General features: G+C 66.1%; 19 protein-coding genes and 1 tRNA gene. 4 read left to right on the top strand and 16 right to left on the bottom strand.

Features of this window, described 5'->3' with window-relative positions; all coding sequences use genetic code 11:
* Positions 1-86 precede the first annotated feature (86 nt).
* From QNO03_RS02405 to QNO03_RS02355, 11 genes are all read right to left on the bottom strand, one after another.
* Positions 87-482 (bottom strand): FKBP-type peptidyl-prolyl cis-trans isomerase, encoded by a 396-nt coding sequence (locus QNO03_RS02405; protein ID WP_229948368.1) that lies wholly within the window; start codon positions 480-482, stop codon positions 87-89.
* 36 nt (positions 483-518) lie between these two features.
* Positions 519-1,478 (bottom strand): FKBP-type peptidyl-prolyl cis-trans isomerase, encoded by a 960-nt coding sequence (locus tag QNO03_RS02400; protein WP_289601680.1) that lies wholly within the window; start codon positions 1,476-1,478, stop codon positions 519-521.
* A gap of 193 nt (positions 1,479-1,671) precedes the next feature.
* Positions 1,672-3,033, bottom strand: a complete 1,362-nt coding sequence (gene pafA / locus QNO03_RS02395) for a Pup--protein ligase (protein WP_289601679.1) — start codon at positions 3,031-3,033, stop codon at positions 1,672-1,674.
* Complete coding sequence (gene prcA, locus QNO03_RS02390) at positions 3,033-3,773, bottom strand: proteasome subunit alpha (RefSeq protein WP_229948360.1); 741 nt, start codon at positions 3,771-3,773, stop codon at positions 3,033-3,035. The genes pafA and prcA overlap by 1 nt, the downstream gene beginning before the upstream one ends.
* 2 nt (positions 3,774-3,775) lie before the next feature.
* Positions 3,776-4,600, bottom strand: coding sequence for a proteasome subunit beta (prcB, locus tag QNO03_RS02385; RefSeq protein WP_289601677.1), 825 nt, complete (start codon positions 4,598-4,600; stop codon positions 3,776-3,778).
* A gap of 3 nt (positions 4,601-4,603) precedes the next feature.
* Positions 4,604-4,804, bottom strand: coding sequence for a ubiquitin-like protein Pup (locus QNO03_RS02380; RefSeq protein ID WP_289601676.1), 201 nt, complete (start codon positions 4,802-4,804; stop codon positions 4,604-4,606).
* A 40-nt stretch (positions 4,805-4,844) separates the two neighbouring features.
* Positions 4,845-6,440 (bottom strand): depupylase/deamidase Dop, encoded by a 1,596-nt coding sequence (gene dop / locus QNO03_RS02375; RefSeq protein WP_229948905.1) that lies wholly within the window; start codon positions 6,438-6,440, stop codon positions 4,845-4,847.
* 14 nt (positions 6,441-6,454) lie between these two features.
* Entirely contained in the window at positions 6,455-8,212 is a 1,758-nt protein-coding gene (arc, locus tag QNO03_RS02370) for a proteasome ATPase (protein WP_502874535.1), read from the bottom strand.
* 105 nt (positions 8,213-8,317) lie between these two features.
* A complete protein-coding gene (locus tag QNO03_RS02365; RefSeq protein WP_289601675.1) occupies positions 8,318-9,373 on the bottom strand; it encodes a tRNA (adenine-N1)-methyltransferase in 1,056 nt (351 codons plus the stop codon).
* A gap of 84 nt (positions 9,374-9,457) precedes the next feature.
* On the bottom strand, positions 9,458-10,612 hold the full coding sequence (locus QNO03_RS02360) for a site-2 protease family protein (RefSeq protein WP_289601673.1): 1,155 nt from the start codon (positions 10,610-10,612) through the stop codon (positions 9,458-9,460).
* On the bottom strand, positions 10,609-11,337 hold the full coding sequence (locus QNO03_RS02355) for an HAD family hydrolase (RefSeq protein ID WP_289601672.1): 729 nt from the start codon (positions 11,335-11,337) through the stop codon (positions 10,609-10,611). Before QNO03_RS02355 ends, QNO03_RS02360 begins: the two co-directional genes overlap by 4 nt.
* Before the next feature lie 103 nt (positions 11,338-11,440).
* Between QNO03_RS02355 and QNO03_RS02350 the strand changes: the two genes are divergently transcribed.
* Complete coding sequence (locus QNO03_RS02350) at positions 11,441-12,325, top strand: PAC2 family protein (RefSeq protein ID WP_229948354.1); 885 nt, start codon at positions 11,441-11,443, stop codon at positions 12,323-12,325.
* A gap of 87 nt (positions 12,326-12,412) precedes the next feature.
* Here QNO03_RS02350 and mshC read toward each other — a convergent pair whose 3' ends face one another.
* Genes mshC through QNO03_RS02335 form a run of 3 tightly spaced genes read right to left on the bottom strand, consistent with a single transcriptional unit; the run spans position 12,413 to position 14,914 of the window.
* Entirely contained in the window at positions 12,413-13,693 is a 1,281-nt protein-coding gene (gene mshC / locus QNO03_RS02345) for a cysteine--1-D-myo-inosityl 2-amino-2-deoxy-alpha-D-glucopyranoside ligase (RefSeq protein ID WP_289601671.1), read from the bottom strand.
* Positions 13,694-13,715: 22 nt separating this feature from the next.
* Complete coding sequence (locus tag QNO03_RS02340) at positions 13,716-14,540, bottom strand: undecaprenyl-diphosphate phosphatase (RefSeq protein ID WP_289601670.1); 825 nt, start codon at positions 14,538-14,540, stop codon at positions 13,716-13,718.
* Between the two features lie 59 nt (positions 14,541-14,599).
* Entirely contained in the window at positions 14,600-14,914 is a 315-nt protein-coding gene (locus tag QNO03_RS02335) for a hypothetical protein (protein WP_229948351.1), read from the bottom strand.
* A gap of 41 nt (positions 14,915-14,955) precedes the next feature.
* Between QNO03_RS02335 and QNO03_RS02330 the strand changes: the two genes are divergently transcribed.
* Positions 14,956-15,189, top strand: a complete 234-nt coding sequence (locus tag QNO03_RS02330; RefSeq protein ID WP_229948350.1) for a DUF5703 family protein — start codon at positions 14,956-14,958, stop codon at positions 15,187-15,189.
* Positions 15,190-15,217: 28 nt separating this feature from the next.
* On the opposite strand, the gene QNO03_RS02325 is transcribed toward QNO03_RS02330, so the two are convergent.
* Positions 15,218-16,366, bottom strand: a complete 1,149-nt coding sequence (locus QNO03_RS02325) for an acyl-CoA dehydrogenase family protein (RefSeq protein WP_289601669.1) — start codon at positions 16,364-16,366, stop codon at positions 15,218-15,220.
* 22 nt (positions 16,367-16,388) lie between these two features.
* On the bottom strand, positions 16,389-17,711 hold the full coding sequence (locus QNO03_RS02320; protein WP_289601667.1) for a M20/M25/M40 family metallo-hydrolase: 1,323 nt from the start codon (positions 17,709-17,711) through the stop codon (positions 16,389-16,391).
* A 203-nt stretch (positions 17,712-17,914) separates the two neighbouring features.
* Between QNO03_RS02320 and QNO03_RS02315 the strand changes: the two genes are divergently transcribed.
* A tRNA-Leu gene (locus QNO03_RS02315) sits at positions 17,915-17,997 on the top strand.
* Positions 17,998-18,110: 113 nt separating this feature from the next.
* Positions 18,111-19,409: a hemolysin family protein gene (locus tag QNO03_RS02310; RefSeq protein ID WP_229948347.1), complete on the top strand. Its 1,299-nt coding sequence runs from the start codon at positions 18,111-18,113 to the stop codon at positions 19,407-19,409.
* The last annotated feature ends 1 nt before the right edge of the window (position 19,410 follow it).

Below are 19,410 nucleotides of genomic sequence, written 5' to 3'. Positions count from 1 at the left end.
CTACCTTCCTTCCGGGCCGTCACATGCGAAGGGGCGGAACCGCCGTCGTTGATGACAGCAGTCCCGCCCCTTTCAGGCAGTACGGATCAGCGGACGCCGAGCAGGTCCACAACGAAGATCAGGGACTCGCCCGGGGCCACGGCCGAACCGGCACCGCGGTCGCCGTAGGCCATGGAGGAGGGGATTTCCAGCCGGCGGCGGCCGCCTACCTTCATGCCCAGCAGGCCCTGGTCCCAGCCCTGGATGACCTGGCCCACGCCGACCCGGAAGTCCAGGGGTGCGCCCCGGTTCCAGGACGCGTCGAACTCCTCACCGGTGGAGAAGGCAACGCCCACATAGTGGGTGGAAACCGTGTCTCCGGCCTTTACTTCCTGGCCGTCGCCGACCACGAGGTCCTCGATGACGAGGTCGGTGGGTGCATCGTGGGCCGGGAAATCAATCTCCGGCTTCTGACGGTCGTATTCACGCTTTCCGAATGACATTGGTGCTCCTTGTGTCGGATGGGTCAGATGTTAAGGCTACTTGACTTCCTGGATGTCCACGACGAAGACCAGGGGTCCGGAAGGGCTGCTGCCCGCGGCGGGATCACCGTAGGCCAGTTCGGACGGCAGGACCAGCAGGACCTTGGAGCCGGCCTTCTGACCGGCCAGGCCGTAGGTCCACCCGGGAATCACGTTGCCCAGCGGGAACTCGGCCGGCTCGCCGCGCTCGTAGCTGGAGTCGAAGGTGCTGCCGTCCCGCAGGCTTACGCCCAGGTAGCCGGCCTTCACCGTGCCGGTTGCCTCCAGTACCGGTCCGTCGCCTTCCTCAAGGACCTTCACGATCAGGCGGTCCGGTTCCTCGGCGCCTTCCGGGATGGTGATGGACGGGGTGCCGTCTTCGGCGAAGGTGACCTCGGGCAGCTTGCCTTCGGCTTCAAGGGCGTCGACCTCCTCGCTGCTCATCAGGAGGGTGCCGTCCTCGTTCCGGGCGGCGGCTTCATCCGGGGAAAGGGCCGGTTCGGCGTCCACTGCATCGGTGATGGTGAAGACGACGAAGTTGGCTTCCGTACCGTTCTCTTCACTGGCCGGAATGAAGTAGGCAAAGTCGGAGCCGACGGGAGCGCCCAGGAGGGCGTCATACATCTGCGAATTGCCGGTCTTCAGGCTCTCATCCACGGCGATGGCTTCGGCGCTTTCGGCACTGTAGGTCTCCTGGCCGACGGTACCGTCTTCGGGGTTGACGATAGCGAGGCGGATCATGGCCGTCTGGTCGGCTGCGACTTCCTTGCCGTCGCCGTCGTTGATGCGGTTCAGGGTTGGCTCGTCGGCGCTGAGCGGAGCATCGAATTCGACGGTGGGGACCGAGGTCTCCTCATCGCCGCGTTCAATCTTCACGGAGGACAGCGGGCCGGTGACCGGGGCTGCGTCGCCGTCGCCGCCGGAGCAGGCGGTGAGGAACAGCAGGAAAGGCAGGAGGATGGCTAGTACTTTACGCACAGTACTTCTTTCAGTGGTGGACGGTGAGCAGTGCGGCCTTTCGCAGGCGCCGCTACGCCGGGCAGCCGGACGCCGCGTGCGGCCGCAACAGGCCCACACTAGCCGGTCCGGCTGGACGAAACCTAGGTGAGGTGCGGGGGGCATTGCCGGCGGGCGGTGCCGGGATGGGGCCGGGATGGGGCCGGGCGGCGCGTCAGAGAGTGGAAAGGAGGGCCTCGACGCGCTCGTCGACAGAGGCGAACGGGTCTTTGCAGAGCACCGTCTGCTGCGCCCGGTCATTGAGCTTGAGGTGCACCCAGTCCACCGTGAAATCGCGGTTGGCGGTCTTGGCGCGCCGGACGAAGTCGCCGCGCAGCTTGGCACGGGTGGTCTGCGGCGGTTGGTCCACGGCTTCCTTGATATCGCTGTCCTCCACGACGCGGGCTGTTTCCCCGCGCGCCTGCAGCAGATAGAACAATCCCCGGCGACGGGAAATGTCGTGATAGGTCAGGTCCACCTGGGCCAGGCGCGGGGAAGCCATGTCGAGACCATGCCGCTCCCCCACCCGGTCCACCAGTTTCTTCTTGATGGCCCAGTCGATCTCGGTGTCGATCCCGGTGTGGTCGCCGGATTCGATGGCGTTCAGGGTGCGTGTCCACAGATCGATGATCCGTCCAACGTGCCGGTTGTGCTCACCGTTCGCAGCCACGAAGTCCTGGACCCGCTGCAGGTAGATCCGCTGCAGGTCCAGCGGCGTCATGGTGGACCCGTTGGCCAGCTTCAACGGCTGCCGGCCGGAGAGGTCGTGGGAGGTTTCCCGGATGCTGCGGATCGGGTTTTCCAGGCGCAGGTCCCGCATCAGCACACCGGCCTCGATCATCCGCAGCATCAGGTCCACGGACCCGGCCTTGAGGAGCATGGTGGTCTCGGACATGTTGGAGTCGCCTGCGATCACGTGCAGGCGCCGGTAGTGCTCGGCGTCGGCGTGCGGCTCGTCCCGGGTATTGATGATCGGCCGGGACCGCGTGGTGGCCGAGGAAACGCCCTCCCAGATGTGGTCCGCCCGCTGGGAGAACGCGAACAGGGATCCTGACTGGGTCTTCAGCACCTTGCCCGCACCGACCAGGAGCTGGCGGGTCACCAGGAACGGTATGAGGACATCGGCCAGCCGGGAGAACTCGAGGCGGCGTGGAATGAGGTAGTTTTCGTGGCTGCCGTAGGAGTTCCCGGCGGAATCGGTGTTGTTCTTGAAGAGGTAGACGCTGCCGTTGAAGCCCTCGGCCTTGAGCCGGTCCTCCGCTTCTTCGACCAGGTCGTCCAGGATGAGCTCGCCGGCCCGGTCGTGGGCCACCAGCTGTGCCAGGTCGTCACACTCTGCGGTGGCGTACTCCGGATGCGACCCCACATCGAGGTAGAGCCGGGAGCCGTTGGTCAGGAAGACATTGGAGGAGCGGCCCCAGCTGACCACCTTGCGGAAGAGATAGCGGGCTACTTCCTCGGGGGAAAGGGGACGGGAATCGGGTCCGGAATAAGCGATGCCGAATTCTGTTTCCACCCCGTAGATCCTGCGGTCCATCAGTCTCCTTCCGCGCTGGACAACAGACGGTCCAGCTCAACGGTGTTTATCCTGCGGAACGCCCGTACGGTGCCTCGCGTGGACAACGGATCCCGGTCGAGGACGGCTACTTCGAGCAGGCCGGCGCCCAGTGGTTCCGCCGGCTGGCCGTTACCTGTTCCCTCAGCTGACCGGGTGGCGGAGAGGGCGTTGACGGCGGTCCTGATGGCGGAGGCGAAACCGGCGTCCTGGCTCCAGGTCCGGCTCAGGGCTTCGTTGACGATTTCCGCCTGTCCGCCCATCACGGTGTAATTGCTTTCATCCGCAATGGAGCCGTCGAAGTTCAGCCGGTACAGGCGGTCCGAGTAGGGGTCCTCCCCCACCTCCGCCACGGCCAGTTCGACTTCGAAGGGCTTTCCCTCGGTGGTGAACACCGATCCGAGGCTCTGCGCGTACACACTGGCCAGCCCCCGTGCTGAAACATCTTCACGCGAATAGGAATAGCCGCGCACATCGGCGAAGCGGATGCCTGCCTGGCGGAGGGATTCGAATTCGTTGTATTTGCCGACGGCGGCGAAACCTATCCGGTCGTAGATTTCACTGAGCTTGTGGAGGGACGGCGAAGGGTTTTCCGCCACCAGGGCGATGCCCTCGCGGCAGGTCAGGACCACTACCGAGCGTCCCCGGGCAATGCCTTTCCGGGCGAAGTCCGCCCGGTCCTTCATCAGCTGTTCGGGCGAGACGTAGAACTGCTGGGTCACGGCTACGCCTCCAGTCCGGCGGCGGTGCGCCTTGAGATCAGGTCATGGGACAGCTGCTGCAGTTCCCGCTCGGGGATCTCCCGGTTGCCGGCGCTGTTGACCACGAAAACCACGGGCCAGAGCCGCCGGACCATGTCCGGTCCGCCTGTGGCTGAGTCGTCGTCGGCCGCGTCGTAGAGGGATTCCACTGCCACCCGCACCGCTTCCTCCTCATCCAGGTTCGGCCGCCAGAGTTTCTTCAGGGCGCCGCGGGCGAAGACCGAGCCCGAGCCCACACTGTGGTGCTCGTACTCTTCATACCGGCCCCCGGTCACGTCGTAGGAGAAGAGCCGTCCCGTACGCCGCTGGGTGTCGAACCCGGCGAAGAGCGGGACCACGGCCAGCCCCTGCAGCGCCAAGGGAAGGTTGGAACGCACCATGGCCGCAAGCCGGTTGGACTTGCCGTCCAGGCTCATGGGCGTTCCTTCGATTTTTTCGTAATGCTCCAGTTCCACCTGGAACAGCCGGATCATGTCCAGGGCCAGCCCCGCCGTGCCGGCAATGCCCAGCACGGAGAAGTTGTCCGCAGGAAAGACCTTCTTGATGTGCCGGCTGGCAATCATGTTGCCCATCGTGGCACGCCGGTCCCCCGCCATCAGGACTCCCCCGGCGTACGTCAGGGAGACGATGGTTGTGGCCTGCGGGGCCAGATCCGCAGCGGACCCCTGCGACGCCGGTCCCAGGGAGCGGGAGGAGGGCAGCAGTTCGGGGCGGTGCCGGGTGAGGTGGTCGGTAAAGGAAGCGGAGGGGGCTTGGTGGATGGAGGCGGCAGGGTCCCGGGGGGCCATCCGTTACTGACCGCCCTTTTGGATGAAGCCGCGGACGAATTCTTCGGCGTTGCTTTCCAGCACGCCGTCGATTTCGTCCAGGAGGTCGTCTACGCCCTCAGTCTCGGTGGATGCTTCCGCCTCGGTTGCCGGGGCAGGGACGGCCTCTGTTTCTTCTTCTTCAACTGGATGCGTTCCGGTGGTTTTGCGGTCCTGGGTTGCCATGATGCCTAGCCCTTTCTTGCCCGGGGGTTGAATCCTAGTCCTATGGTGCCACGGTGGCATCCGAACCGGTCAGGAGTCTGGCGACAAAATCTTCCGCATCGGCGGATGCGTTGAAGAGTTCTTCGGTCAGCGCCCGGGTTCCGCGCAGCGGCTCCCGGGTCGGGATCCGCTGGAGCCGCCGCCGGGAGGGAAGTTCGAAGATGATGGAATCCCAGCTCGCACCGATGACTTCCTTCGGGAACCGGGTGAGGCAGTTCCCGCGGAAGTACGCCCGGGTGTCGTCCGGCGGGCGGATGACGGCCCGGGCAATCTCCTCGTCGGTGAGCACGCGTTCCATCTGTCCCCTGGCCGCAAGGCGGTAATAGAGCCCCTTCTCCGGACGCATATCCGAGTACTGCAGGTCCACCAGGTGCAGCCGCGCGTCCGACCAGGCCAGCCCGTCACGCTCGCGGTAGGCCTGCATCAGCTTCAGCTTCGCCACCCAGTCGACGGAGGCGGCAGCCTCCATCGGGTCCCGCTTGAGGGTCCCCAGCAGTGCGGCCCAGCGGGTGAGGATGTCCTCGGTGTCCGGGTCGCTTCCGCCGCCCGCACGGGCGTGTGCCGCTGCCGCTTCGCAGTAGATCTCCTGCAGGTCCAGGCCGGTGACCATCCGGCCGTCCGTCAGCTCCACCAGCTGCTCGAGGGTGGGGTCGTGGCTGATCGCCTGCAGCGCACCCACGGGGTCGCGGAGTTCGACGGCGGGGGCGGTCCCGGCTTCGATCATGGACAGGACTGCCGCCGTGGTGCCGATTTTCAGCAGGGCGGAAACCTCGCTGAGGTTCGCATCCCCGATGATCACGTGCAGCCGGCGGTACTTTTCCGCGACCGAATGCGGCTCGTCCCGGGTATTGATGATTGGACGGCGGATGGTGGTTTCCAGTCCGACTTCCGTTTCGAAGAAATCCGCGCGCTGGCTCAGCTGGAAACCCTGGCGCTGGTTATTGGTGCCAATGCCCACCCGGCCGGATCCGGCGATGACCTGGCGCGACACGAAGAACGGCACGAGCCCGCTGACCAGCGCCCCGAAGGGGACGCTGCGCGGCACCAGGTAGTTCTCGTGGGAACCGTAGGACACGCCCTTGTTGTCGGTGTTGTTTTTGTACAGGTGCACCGGGGCAAAGCCGGGCATGCGGGCAATGTGCCGCATGGCCGCCAGCACCACGGCGTCGCCGGCCTTGTCCCACAGCACCGCGTCGCGGGGCCGGGTGACTTCGGGCGAGGAATACTCGGGATGGGCGTGGTCCACATACAGGCGTGCGCCGTTGCCCAGGACCATGTTCATCAGCACCGGGTTGTCGGCGGTCTGCTCCCCGTAGAGGGCGGCCGGTCCGCCGCCTTCCATGGCGATTTGTTCGGCGTCCAGCACCGGGGGTTCGTCGGTGAGCTGGGTGGGATCCGCCGCGGCGCGGGGCACGGCGTATCCGCGTGCGTCGTTCAGCGGCGCCTCGTCCGTGTAGTCCCAGCGGGTTCCGGACAGGTTGCCCGTGCCCGTCCGCAGCGTGGCCGCATAGGCGTTGACGATCTGGCTGGAGAGGACGGTCGCGTTGGCGGACGGCAGGGACGGAGCCAGGACGCCGTACTCGGTTTCCGTCCCCATCACACGGCGCACGGTCACAGATACTGTCCCGGGTTGGCCGCGGTCTCGATGGTACGGCCCGGTTCCTGGCCCGCCTTGCCCTGGACGATAGTGCGGATGTAGGTGATCCGCTCGCCCTTCTTCCCCGAGATCCGTGCCCAGTCATCCGGGTTGGTGGTGTTGGGCATGTCCTCGTGCTCGCGGAACTCGTCCACCACGGCACGCATCAGGTGCTCGATTCGCAGGCCGCGCTGGTGCAGCTGCAACAGGTCCTTAATGGCGTACTTCTTGGCCCGGTCCACTACGTTCTGGATCACCGCTCCGGAATTGAAGTCCTTGAAGTAGAGCATCTCAGTGTCGCCGTTGGCGTAGGTGACTTCCAGATACTCGTTGGCCTTGTCCTCGGCGTACATCTTTTCGACGGTGCGGCGGACCATTTCGCTGACGGTTTCCACCGGATCGTAACCGTGTTCCGCCAGGTCCTCGCGGTGCAGCGGCAGGTCCGGGGTGAGGTATTTGGCAAAGATCTCGGCGGCACCTTCGGCGTCGGGCCGCTGGATCTTGATCTTCACGTCCAGCCGGCCGGGGCGCAGGATAGCCGGATCGATCATGTCCTCCCGGTTCGAGGCACCGATGACAATGACGTTCTCCAGCTTCTCCACCCCGTCAATTTCGCTGAGCAGCTGGGGGACGATGGTGGTTTCGACGTCGGAGGACACCCCGGTGCCGCGGGTGCGGAACAGCGAGTCCATTTCGTCGAAGAACACCACCACGGGGCTGCCGTCGGACGCCTTCTCCCGGGCACGGCCGAAAATCAGCCGGATGTGGCGCTCGGTCTCCCCCACATACTTGTCCAGCAGTTCCGGTCCCTTGATGTTCAGGAAGTAGCTGCGGGCGCCCAGCGTTCCGGTCTGCTCCATCACCCGGGCGGCCAGGGCATGCGCCACAGCCTTTGCGATCAGGGTCTTGCCGCAGCCGGGAGGGCCGTACAGCAGGATGCCCTTGGGCGGCTTCAAGCCGTGTTCGCGGTAGAGGTCGGGGTGCATAAACGGCAGCTCGACGGCGTCGCGGATCTGCTCGATCTGCGGGCCGAGGCCGCCAATGTCGGCGTAGGAGATATCCGGGACCTCTTCCAGGACCAGGTTCTCCACTTCGCTGCGCGGAATCTTCTCCAGCGCGTACCCGATCCGGGTGTCCACCGTCAGCGCATCGCCTACGCGGACCTTCTCCTGCCCCAGGGGTCCGTTGAGCCGGACCACGCGCTCGTCGTCGGCCCGTCCAATCACCAGCACCCGGTCCGGCTCCAGGAGTTCCTTCACCGTGAACAGCTCGCCGGCACGTTCGAAGCCGAGGGCCGCAATAACGGTGAGGGACTCGTTGAGGAGCACCTCCTGGCCCGGAACCACCTGTCCCAGGTCCAGGAGGGGCGAGACGGCCACCCGGAGCTTGCGGCCGGACTGGATGATGTCCAGGCTTTCCTGCATGGCCGCCACGGTGGTGACGCCGGGCACCGCCTCCCGGCGCTGGTTCACGCCCAGGACGGTGCCGAAGCTGAAGGGTGTGGCGCCCTCGTTTTCCAGGGCGTCCTTCAACCGGATAATTTCCGCCTTCGCGGTCTCCAGCATGGCCACAAGCCGGGCATTGTTGTGGGTGAGGGTCGCCAGCTGCCGGTCCAGATTCCGGAGTTTGTCGCGGAGGATGTTCACCTGGCGTGCCTCGGGACCTGCTGCAGCCGCTGTGGACACTGGACGGGATTCCCCTGTCCCGGGACCGACGTTCTCTGGTTCAGCCATGATACGGACCGCCTTCACGTAGCTCTGGGTCTGTCCAATGACAGTAACCCAGGGCTGCGCAAGATACAGCGGGTCCGGCGTCTTGTGTTTCGCCGGTACCTCCCGCTATGGGGTGTCGGTCTCCTGCTGGAACTTTTCAGCGTTTTCAAGGGCTCCGCGCTGCACGGTGGAGCTGGCATCCTTGGCGGCGCGGCGCAGCTTGTGGGCGGAGACCTCGCGTTCGCCCACAGCTGCGGGAGTCCAGGCGTTCAGGTCCTCTTCGCTGAAATTGGTTTTGGAGGCACGGCGCTTGGCGACGAGGCCGGTGGCGCCTTCCGCAAGCCGGCGGGCGGTCAGCAGGAAGCCGGTGTGGGCCACCATGCGGTGGTCCGGACGCACGGCCAGGCCCTCCAGGTGCCAGCCGCGGACCATGGATTCCCAGCCGTCCGGCTCCGTGAAGCGGCCGTCGGCGCGGATGGCTTCGGCGGTGCGGGAGAGCTGCGTGACGGTGGCCACGTAGGAGATCCACACTCCGCCCGGGGCGAGCACTGTGGCTACGGCGTCGGTGCATTCCCACGGTGCCAGCATGTCGAGGACCACCCGGTCCACGCTGCCCGGTTCTTCGGTTTTGACCACTTCGTCCTGGAAATCACCGAGGGTGATGTCCCAGGCCGGGTGCGGTCCGCCGAAGAAGGTCTCCACGTTGCCGCGGGCAATCTGGGCGAATTCCTCGCGCCGTTCAAAGGAATGCAGGCTGCCCTTGTCTCCGACGGCGCGCAGCAGCGAAATGCTCAGGGCTCCGGATCCGACGCCGGCTTCCACTACGCGTGCGCCCGGGTAGATGTCCGCCATGGTGACGATCTGGGCGGCGTCCTTGGGGTAGACGACGGCGGCGCCGCGCGGCATGGAGAGGACGAAGTCGGAAAGCAGCGGGCGCAGGATCTGGTACTGGTGTCCGGCCGTATTGGACACGACGGACCCTTCGGGCAGGCCGATGACGGTGTCGTGCTGCAGGTAGCCGCGGTGGGTGTGGAAAGCGCCGCCCTCGGTGAGGGTAATGGTGTTGCGGCGGCCCTTTTCGTCCGTGAGCTGGACCCGTTCCCCGGGGCGGAGCGGTCCCCTGCGGATCTCGGCGCCGTGGGGTGCAGCAGTTGTGGGCTGCTCCTGGTGGTGGGAGTTCATGGTTTTCCTTTGGTTCTCTTGCGGGTCTGTAGGAGCCGGCGATGTTCCGCCGGCCTGCGTGGTGAGGCTGAAAAACTGGAGGCCTTAGCGCCCTCCGCGGGTCCGTTTCCCGGTGACTGCGGCGACGACGGCGGCCTGGTAGAGCATGCCGGTGACTCTGCCGTCCCGGTTGATCACTGCGTATTCGCTGCCCTGCAGCTGGGCCAGGTACTGGACGAGCTCCTGGCCGGTGGCGGCTTCGGGGACGTAGGCGCCGGCTGCCAGCGGGCGGGCTACGGCGCTGACCGGTATCTGCCCGGCCTGCTCGGGCGGAACGGAAGCCAGCGCACCGGCGTCGACGACGGCTTCGGGCTGGCCGGTGTCAGCGGTGGCTACGACCACGGCGGCAGGGTGCTCACGGGCCAGCCGGAGTGCCTGGGCGACGGGCGCACTGATGGGCAGGGACACCGCGGGCGCCATGAGGGCCGCGGCGGTGACCTGCGGCAGCCGCAGCCGTACCCGAGCGTTATCGATCGCGGCTCCCGCCCCCATCCACAGGAAGCTGGACAGGAGGGCGGCCAGCAGGACCAGGCTCAGCGACGGTACGTCGTCCCGGAGATAGATGGGCACAAAGACGGCCGCCAGGAGCAGGACCGCGACGACGCGGCCTGCCCAGCCGGCGGCAACGGTGCCGCGTTCCTGTGAACCGGTGATTTTCCAGACGGTGCTTTCCACGATCCGCCCGCCGTCAAGCGGAAGCCCGGGCAGCACGTTGAAGACAGCCACCAAGGCGTTGGCGTAAACAAAGACGAGGGTTACCAGGGCTGCCACGCTCAGGTCCGGAAGGAGCTGCAGGATCCCGAACCCGGCTGCGGCGAGCAGGAAATTGGCGGCAGGTCCCGCCAGGGCGACCAGCAGGGAGCGTCCCGGCGTGGAGCGCAGGTCACCGAACTGGGTGTGCCCGCCCCACAGCGTGAGGACGATCTTCGACGTCGGCCAGTGGTAGGCACGGGCGGTGAGAGCGTGGGCCGCCTCGTGCGCCAGCACGGAGAGCAGCAGCAGGATGGAATAGCCCAGAGCCACGGCATAGGCGCCGGCTCCCAGATACGGGAAGGCACTGCGTATCTGCGGTCCGAATACGGCGACGATCAGTGCCGCGATGAGGAACCATGAATATGCCAGGAACACGGGAACCCCTGCAATGCTGCCGAGCGGGATCCCCTCCCTGCGTCCGGTGCCGGCGGGTCCGGTGCTGCTCACCTGGCCGCCTCCAGGACGGAACCGGGAAGCAGCCGGGACAGCTGGCCCACTCCACGGCCCGCCAGCGAGTCCCACACATGGTGGAACATGCCCGGCGGCAGGGGTACGAAGTTCGGTACCGCGAGGGTGACCAGGCCTGCCGACTGTGCGGAGGTGGCGCCGGGCAGGGAATCTTCAATGGCCACAACCGAGGCCTTATCCAGTCCCGGCACAGCCGCGGCCAGGGTGTCGAAGGCAAGCTGATAGGGCTCCGGGTCGGGCTTGCCACTGCTCACCATGTCGCCGGTAACGACGACGTCGAACGTTCCGGCCGGGAGGGCGCGGACGATTTCCCCGGCCAGCACCGGCTCGGACATGGTGACCAGGGCGCACGGGATCCCGGCTGCCCGCAGGTCCTCCAGCAGTTCGCGGGCTCCGGGACGCCAAGGCACCTGGCGGCGCACCTGCTCCGCGACCTGCCCGATCAGCCGGTCGATGATTTCGCGGGACCCGAGGGGAACCCCGGCGCGCTGGAGCATGCCGGCGCTGGTTTCCAGCGCCTGGCCCACCATGGCTTCGGCCTGGGCATCAGTCCAATCGACCCCGAATTCGGAGGTCAGTTCCTTTTCAGCAGCGATCCAGTACGGCTCGGTGTCTACGATGGTGCCGTCCATATCCCAGAAGACTGCCTGCAGTGCTGTACCGGCTGGGCTGGGGAGGGAATCGTCTGCGGGAACTAGAGGCATGTCCTAAGTCTAAGGGGCCGCGGAAGCCGGTCTTTCTTTTGCTCTCCGCGAAGCCCCGCGGCCCGGTCCTGACATGCCGGGTGAACGGGCTTAGTGTGAAGTGGTGAGCAATACCGAAGGATTTCCGGCCACAGGCCTCCAGGACTTTTTTGGCGACGAGTCCTCCCCCGAACGCGTCACCGTGATGCTGGCTGCGTTTGAAGGGTGGAACGATGCCGGCGAAGCTGCCTCCGACGCCCTGAAATTCCTGAGCCGGCACTGGGACAGCGAAAAAATAGCCAGTATCGACGCCGACGAATACTACGATTTCCAGTTCACCCGGCCGGCCATCAAGCGCACGGCCTCCGGTGGGCACCGGATCAAGTGGCCCACGACCCGTATTTCCCGGGCCGAAGTTCCGGACAGCAACCTGGACGTCATCTTCGTGACCGGCGTCGAGCCCTCCTACAAGTGGCGGGCCTACACTGCGGAACTCATCGCCCTCGCCAAGGAACTGGATGTGGACTGCATTGTCCTGGCCGGTGCGCTCCTTGCCGACGTTCCGCATTCACGGCCCATTCCGGTGACGGCGTCCTGCGAGGAACCGGACCTGCAGGAGAGCCTGAGCCTGGAGTCGTCCACGTACGAGGGGCCTATCGGCATCGTGGGGGTCGTGTCCGAGATGGCAGGGCTGGCGGATATCCCCTCCATCTCGCTGTGGGCTGCGGTACCGCACTATGTGGGTCAGTCGCCGTCGCCCAAGGCACAGCTCGCGCTGCTGAACCGCATCGAGGAACTGCTGCAGGCTCCCCTGGACACGCATCTGCTGACCGAAGAGGCCGAGGCCTGGGAGCGTGGCGTGGATGAACTGGCTACGGAGGATCCCGAGGTGGCGGCCTACGTGCGCCAGCTCGAAGAGGCCAAGGACACCGCCGAGCTTCCTGAAGCCAGCGGCGAGTCCATTGCCCGGGAGTTCGAGCGTTACCTGAAGCGCCGCCGCCGGGACTGACCAGGGGCGAACCGGACACCGGACACCGGACAGCAAAACGCCGGCCACACCCGATGGGTGCGGCCGGCGTTTTCGTGTCTTTTCCGCTTAGAGCTGGAGTCCGAGCAGGGCGCTCAGCGAGGCACAGACGAGTTCGGCACCGGCCTGGCTCCCCGTCGTCCCGCTGCGGACGGCTGTGCCGGCCCACGCGTCTACGGCAGCCACGGCGGCCGGAGCGTTCAGGTCATTGGCCAACGCGGCACGGATCTGCTGCAGGAGTGTGGCGGCGTCGTCGTCGTTGGTGTACTGCAGCGCCTTCCGCCAGGCAACGAGGCGTTCCTCCGCCTGATGCAGCTGGTCGGAGGTCCAGAACCAGTCGGTGCGGTAGTGGTGCGAGAGCAGCACCAACCGGATGGCCGCCGGTTCCACTCCCTCGGCCCGCAGCTTGGAGACCAGGACCAGGTTGCCCAGGGACTTGCTCATCTTGGCGCCGTCGAGCCCCACCATGCCGGCGTGGGCGTAATGCGACGCCAGGGGGGTGCCGGCACAGGCAAAGGCGTGCCCGGCACTCATCTCGTGATGCGGGAAAACCAGGTCGGAGCCGCCGCCCTGCACGGTGAAGGGACGCGGAAGGAACCGCTGGGCGATGACCGAGCACTCAATGTGCCAGCCGGGGCGTCCCGTGCCGAGCCGGCCGCCGTCCCATGATGGTTCGCCGGTGCGGGCAAGGCGCCAGAGCAGCGGGTCCAGGGCGTTGCGTTTGCCGGGACGCTCCGGGTCTCCCCCGCGCTCGGCAAACACCGGCAGCATCTGCTCGCGGCTCAGGTGCGAGACCTGGCCCAGCCACCACGCGTCGGGGTCGCCGTCGGCCAGGCGGGAGGCCGCATCGACGTCGAAGTAGAGGTCGCCGTCGGGCTCTGTTCCGGTGCCGGGCACGCGGTACGCAAGGCCGCGGTCCATCAGGTCCTCCACCACGGGGACTATCCACTCCACGGCCTCGACCGCACCGACGTAGTTGTCCGGGGCGAGGACGTTCAGGGCTTCCATATCCTCGCGGAAAAGCTGGGTCTGTTCCCGAGCGAGTTCCCGCCAATCCGCGCCGGTGGCGTTGGCCCGTTCGAGCAGCGGGTCGTCCACGTCCGTCACGTTCTGGACGTACCGGACGGTGTACCCCGCATCCCTCCATTGGCGGTTCAACAGGTCAAAGCTCACATAAGTCGAGGCATGGCCCATGTGCGTGGCGTCATACGGGGTGATCCCGCAGACGTACAGGCTTGCTTCTCCGGCGGGCCGGACGGTTACCCGTGCCTGGGCGGACGTGTCATAAAGCTGGACGTCGTCCGATGTTCCGGGCAGGGAGGGCAGGGCTGAAGATTTCCAGGCAATCACCCTTCAACTCTAACGGGCGCGGCTAGGCGGTGAGGACGCCGAAGCCCAGCAGAAGGTAGATGCAGACGCCAAGGAGGATGCGGTACCAGACGAAGAGGCGGTAGCTGCGGGTGGAGACATATCGCAGGAACCAGCCGATGATGATGAAGCCCACAACGAAGGCGACAACGGTGGCAGCACCGGTCTGCAGGCCGGTGTAGGGCATCGGCTCGTCCAGTGACTTGACCAGCTGGAACAGGCCGCTGCCGAAGACGGCGGGAATGGCGAGCAGGAAGGCGTACCGGGCGGCGGCTTCACGGGTGTAGCCCATAAACAGGCCGGCGGTGATGGTGCCGCCGGACCGGGAAACACCGGGAATCAGGGCCAGCGCCTGGGCAAACCCGTACAGGATGCCGTGCTTATAGGTGAGCTTGTCCAGTGTGCGCTGCTGGCGGCCGACCGTGTCAGCCACTGCGAGGATGATGCCGAAGACGATCAGCATGGTCGCGACAATCCACAGGCTGCGGAACGTGCTTTCAATCTGGTCTTGGAACAGCAGGCCCAGGACCACGATGGGGATGGTGCCGATGATGATGAGCCAGCCCATGCGTGCGTCCGGGTCGCTGCGCGGCACGCGGCCAAGGAGGGAGCCGAACCAGGACTTGATGATCCGGACAATGTCTTTCCAGAAGTAGACCGCGACGGCGGTCTCCGTGCCCAGCTGGGTGATGGCCGTAAAGGCAGCGCCCGGGTCCTGCGCTCCGGGCAGCAGTTCCCCCACGATGCGTAGGTGGGCACTCGAGGAGATGGGGAGGAATTCTGTCAGGCCCTGGATCAGGCCAAGGAAGATCGCTTCAAACCAATTCACACCTAAGACTCTAATTCACGCCCGCCCCACCTCCTGCACGGAGGCCGGCGGACCGGAGCCTATCGGTTGGCCGACCGGCCCAGGGGGTCCCCGTCTCCCGAATCCCGGCCTGGTTCCGCTTCCAGGACTTCGTCCACGTCCTCGCCGGCTTCGTAATCGGCGTCGTCCTCGTCATCCTCGTAGATCTCCAGCGGGGTCACCTCACCGTAGGCGTCGTAGAGGACCTCCTCGTAGACTTCAAAGGCATCGGCAATGGCAAGGTACGCGCTTTCGACCACTGGATCCTTGTCACCGCGGCGGGCGGCCGCAGCCGCGAGATGCTCCTCGAATGCAGTGATAAGGGACTGGAGCGCGATGCGCGGATCTATGCTCATGCCCTAGACGTTATCGGTAAACTGGGGAAAATTGGAGGGAAATGCGCGAACAAATTCTTGCACCGGAAGTCTCCCGCCGACGGGAAAATTCCCGGGATTATGAGTACCTGGTGGTCTCGGTCGACCCGCATGAATCACTGCCGGATGCCCGCCGGCGGCTGGTTGAGCATGCCGAATACGGCAAGTGGGAACTCCACCGCAGCCGCATCTACAGCGGCGGCGGCAGGCGGTTCTGGCTGCGGCGCAGGGTCCTGCGCGTCCAGCGGACCTCGTAGCTCCGGGCTGCGCATCTTCTGCGGGGCCTCACTCCACCGGCCCCAGAACCGCGTTGGCCACGCTGGCATGGACCGAATCCTCACTCGAGGGGTGGAACATCCCGGCGAGGACGTCCCGGTAGAGGCGTTCCAGTTCGGCACCCCGGAAATAGCTGCGTCCGCCGGCAACCCGGACGGCGGTTTCGACCACGCCGCGGGCCGTTTCGGTGCTCCGGTACTTCAGGCCGGAAAGCAGCGGGAACCAATACGTCCCGTGGTCGGTGCCGTCCTCCAGGTCCCGGGCGACCGCGCCGAGCTGCAGATGCACGCCGTCCATCCGTAGTGCGGCGTCCGCAATCTTCCACCGGGTGCCGGGGTCTGCCGACGCCGGTGCACCCTCCCGCGAAACGCGGCCTGTGGCAGCCTCAACGGCCAGTTCCACTGCCCGGTCTCCGATTCCCGTGTAGACCGCGGACAACAGCGTCTCGAACAGCGCGAAGATCCCAAAGACGAAGGGATCCCGGTGTGGACCCACCGGCGTCGTACGGACCATCCGCTCCCCCGGCACCACCGCATTGTCCAGGCGGGTGGTGCAGGACTGGCTGGCCCGCATGCCCATGGTGTTCCAGTCGTCCGCGATGATGATCCCCGCGGTCCCGCGGTCGGCGAAGCCGAACACCAGCCGCGGCTCCTCCGGGTCCGAGGAGTCCTTCCCGAAGATGCCCAGCCGCGTCCAGGCCGGGGACAGGCTGGTGAATATCTTGGTGCCGGTGAAGGCGTAACCGCCGCCGGCCGCGGGGCGGGCCTCGGTATGCGAATCGAAGAGCACGGCGGGGTTCCCCGGCTCCGACACCCCGAAGGCAAACAGCTCTCCTGCAGCGGCTTCACGCAGCACGAAATCCAGCGAGTCATCACCCTGCAGTGCCAACAAATGCGCCACACCGCACCAAACCAGGTGCATGTTCACCGCCAGTGCTGTGGCGGGAGCGGCGGAGGCCAGGAGCCGCTGGCAGGAGACGACGTCGGGAATCCCCATGCCGGCCCCTCCCCTGTCCGGGGAGGTGAACAGGGCGAGGTAGCCCGCTGCGCGCAGGTCTTCCAGGTCCTCCGTGAAGAAACTGTTGTCCTCGTCATAACCGGCGGCACGGGACCGCAGCCGCGACAGCAGTTCCGGGGTCAGGATTTCGGTGGCCTGCACAGGGCTCTCCTTCGAACGGGGCTTAGTACCGGGTCAGCAGGCGGGACAGTACCCGTGTGCCGAACTTCAGCGAATCCACCGGCACCCGTTCATCGACGCCGTGGAACATGCCGGTGAAGTCCAGATCCTCCGGCAGGCGCAGCGGGGCAAAACCGTACCCGGTGATGCCCAGACGGCTGAGCGACTTGTTGTCCGTACCGCCGGAAAGCGTGTAGGGCAGCACCGGCGCCCCTGGATCCTCGGCCTGCAGTGCGGAGATCATCGAATCCACGAGGTTGCCCTTGAACGGCACCTCGAGGGACACATCCTGGTGCTCGTAGCTGATGTCGATGCCGTCGCCGGCGAGTTCGCGGATGGTGGCGAGCACCTGCTCCTCCTGGCCGGGCAGGGTGCGGGCATCGATGAGGGCCTCGGCAGTGCCGGGGATGACATTGTGCTTGTAGCCGGCCTTCAGGACCGTCGGGTTGGACGTGTTCTGCAGTGTGGCACCGACAAAGCGGGCCACGGTGCCCAGTTCCGCGAGGATCCGGTCGGGGTTGTCCGGATCGAACTCGACGCCGGTCAGTTCCGTCACGCCGTCCAGGAAGGCACGGGTGGTGTCCGTCAGTTCAATGGGCCAGGGGTGGCTGCCGATGTTGGCAACAGCCCGCGCCAGCCGGGTGACCGCGTTGTCGGTATTGATCTGGGAGCCGTGGCCGGCCCGGCCGTGGGCCACCAGGCGCAGCCAGGAAATGCCCTTTTCGGCTGTCTGCAGCAGGTACGTCCGCTGTCCGCCGATGGTCGCGGAGAAGCCGCCCACCTCGGAGATGGCCTCGGTGGCACCGTCGAACAGTTCCGGCCGGTGCTCAACCGCCCAGCGGGCGCCGTAGTCGCCGCCGGCCTCCTCGTCGGCAAAGAACGCGAAGACAATGTCCCGCCGCGGCCGGGTTCCGGTGGCGGCCATGGACCGCATCACGGACAGGATCATGGCATCCATGTCCTTCATGTCCACGGCGCCGCGGCCCCAGATCAGTCCGTCCCGTTCCTCACCGCTGAACGGGTCCACGGTCCAGTCCTCTTTCTGCGCCGGCACCACGTCAAGGTGGCCGTGCACCACGAGGGCGGGCAGGGAGGAGTCGGTGCCTTCCATCCGGGTGACCACGGAGGCCCGCCCCGGGGCAGACTCGAAGAGATCGGCGGACAGTCCGGCTTCCTCGATCAGGCCCGCGGTGTACTCAGCTGCGGCGCGCTCCCCTGGACCGGAATTGTCTCCGAAGTTGGAGGTGTCAAAGCGGATGAGCTCCTGGCAGATCCGGGCCACCTCATCTTCGGCGCGGGGCAGATCGGCGCGGATGTCATCAGGCATGGTCTTCTCCTTCGGTGAACTGTGCAGCCAGCTTAGCCAGAGCCGGGGTGTGACGGGCGGTTATTTGCCGCCACATGACCGTTTCCTGCCCGTGGCTAGGGCCGATTCGTGGTTCCCGGCCAAACCGTGTTAGAGTTTTTTCCGTTGCTTTTGAAGGTTTCGAACGACGGAAACGGCGTAAGAACACCGGCAAAACCACCTCTGCGCGGGTGGCGGAATGGCAGACGCGCTAGCTTGAGGTGCTAGTCCTCTAACGAGGGTGGGGGTTCAAGTCCCCCTCCGCGCACAGTGAAGTCCTCCTGGAATCTACGGATTCCGGGAGGACTTTTTTGTTTGCCTGAAACGGTGCCGTGTGATCTTTGCCTCACATGCCCCGCCGCCCTTCGATACGCTCGCAGCATGGACGTCAGTGCAGTCGTAAATCTCCTCCTGGTGGTGTTCTTTATCCTGGTGGGCGGAATCTTCGCCGCCGCGGAAATGGCATTGGTCACTCTGCGCGAGAGCCAGCTCAGCGGCATAGAACGGAGTGGGAAGCAGGGCAGGCGCACCGCGCACCTGGCCCGCAATCCCAACCTGTTCCTGTCGGCGATCCAGATCGGCGTGACTCTCGCCGGTTTCTTCTCTGCGGCCTATGGTGCCTCTGCCCTGGCTCCGACGGTGGTTCCGCTGCTGCGGCAGTGGGGCCTGGCGCAGCCTGCAGCGGAGGCGACGGCGTTCATCCTCCTGACGCTGGCCGTGGCGTACCTGTCCCTGGTGTTCTCCGAGCTGGTCCCCAAACGGCTGGCCATGCAGAACGCGGTGCTTTTTGCCCGGGTCCTCTCCCCCGGACTGAACCTGTTTGCGGTGCTTATGCGTCCCGTCATCCGGCTCCTCTCCTTCTCCACGGACACCGTGGTGCGGTTGCTGGGCGGAAACCCGGAGGCCAGGACCGTGCCGGTGAGCAGCGAGGAGCTCTGGGACATGGTGGCCGCCAGCCCGATGCTGGCCGAGGACAGCCGGCGGATCCTCAACGACGTCTTTGGGGCGGGTACGCGGCTGGTGCAGGAGGTGATGCGGCCCCGGACCGAAGTGGTGTTTGTCCGGGCGGACCTTCGCTTGGACGAGGCACTGCACCAGGTGCGGCACCAGCCCTATTCCCGTTATCCGGTCACCGGTGCCTCGGTGGATGACATTGTGGGGTTCATCCACGTCCGGGATCTCATGCCGGACCCTGAAGGTCCGGAACCGGACCGGCGTACCGTCGCCGACATCCTGCGCCCGATCCTGTTCCTGCCCGGGACAGCGGCAGTGCTGCCCTCGTTGGGCCGGATGCGCCGGGGGAACAGCCATATCGCGGTAGTGGCCGACGAATACGGCGGCACGGACGGCATAGTCACGCTCGAAGACCTGGTCGAGGAGCTGGTGGGGGAAATCTATGACGAGTTCGACACCGGCGAGGACCCCGAGGACCGCTACCACCGGGAAAAGGGACAGCTGGTGGTGGACGGGGCACTCATTCTGCAGGAATTCGAACGGCTGACCGGCGTCGGATTGCCGGAGGGCCAATATGAAACGGTTGCCGGGTACATCCTGGACCAGCTGGGGCGGGTGGCACGGCCCGGCGACACCGTACCGGCCCCGGGCTGCCGGCTCGAGGTCCTTGGCGTGCGGCGGCGGCGGATCGGAGCGGTCCGGGTGATTCCCGGGGCACCCGCGTAGG

It is taken from the genome of Arthrobacter sp. zg-Y877 (assembly GCF_030373105.1).
Taxonomy (GTDB): Bacteria; Actinomycetota; Actinomycetes; order Actinomycetales; family Micrococcaceae; genus Arthrobacter_B.
The sequence above is the reverse complement of the archived record's forward strand: the minus strand, read 5'-3'. Positions and strand labels throughout refer to the sequence as shown.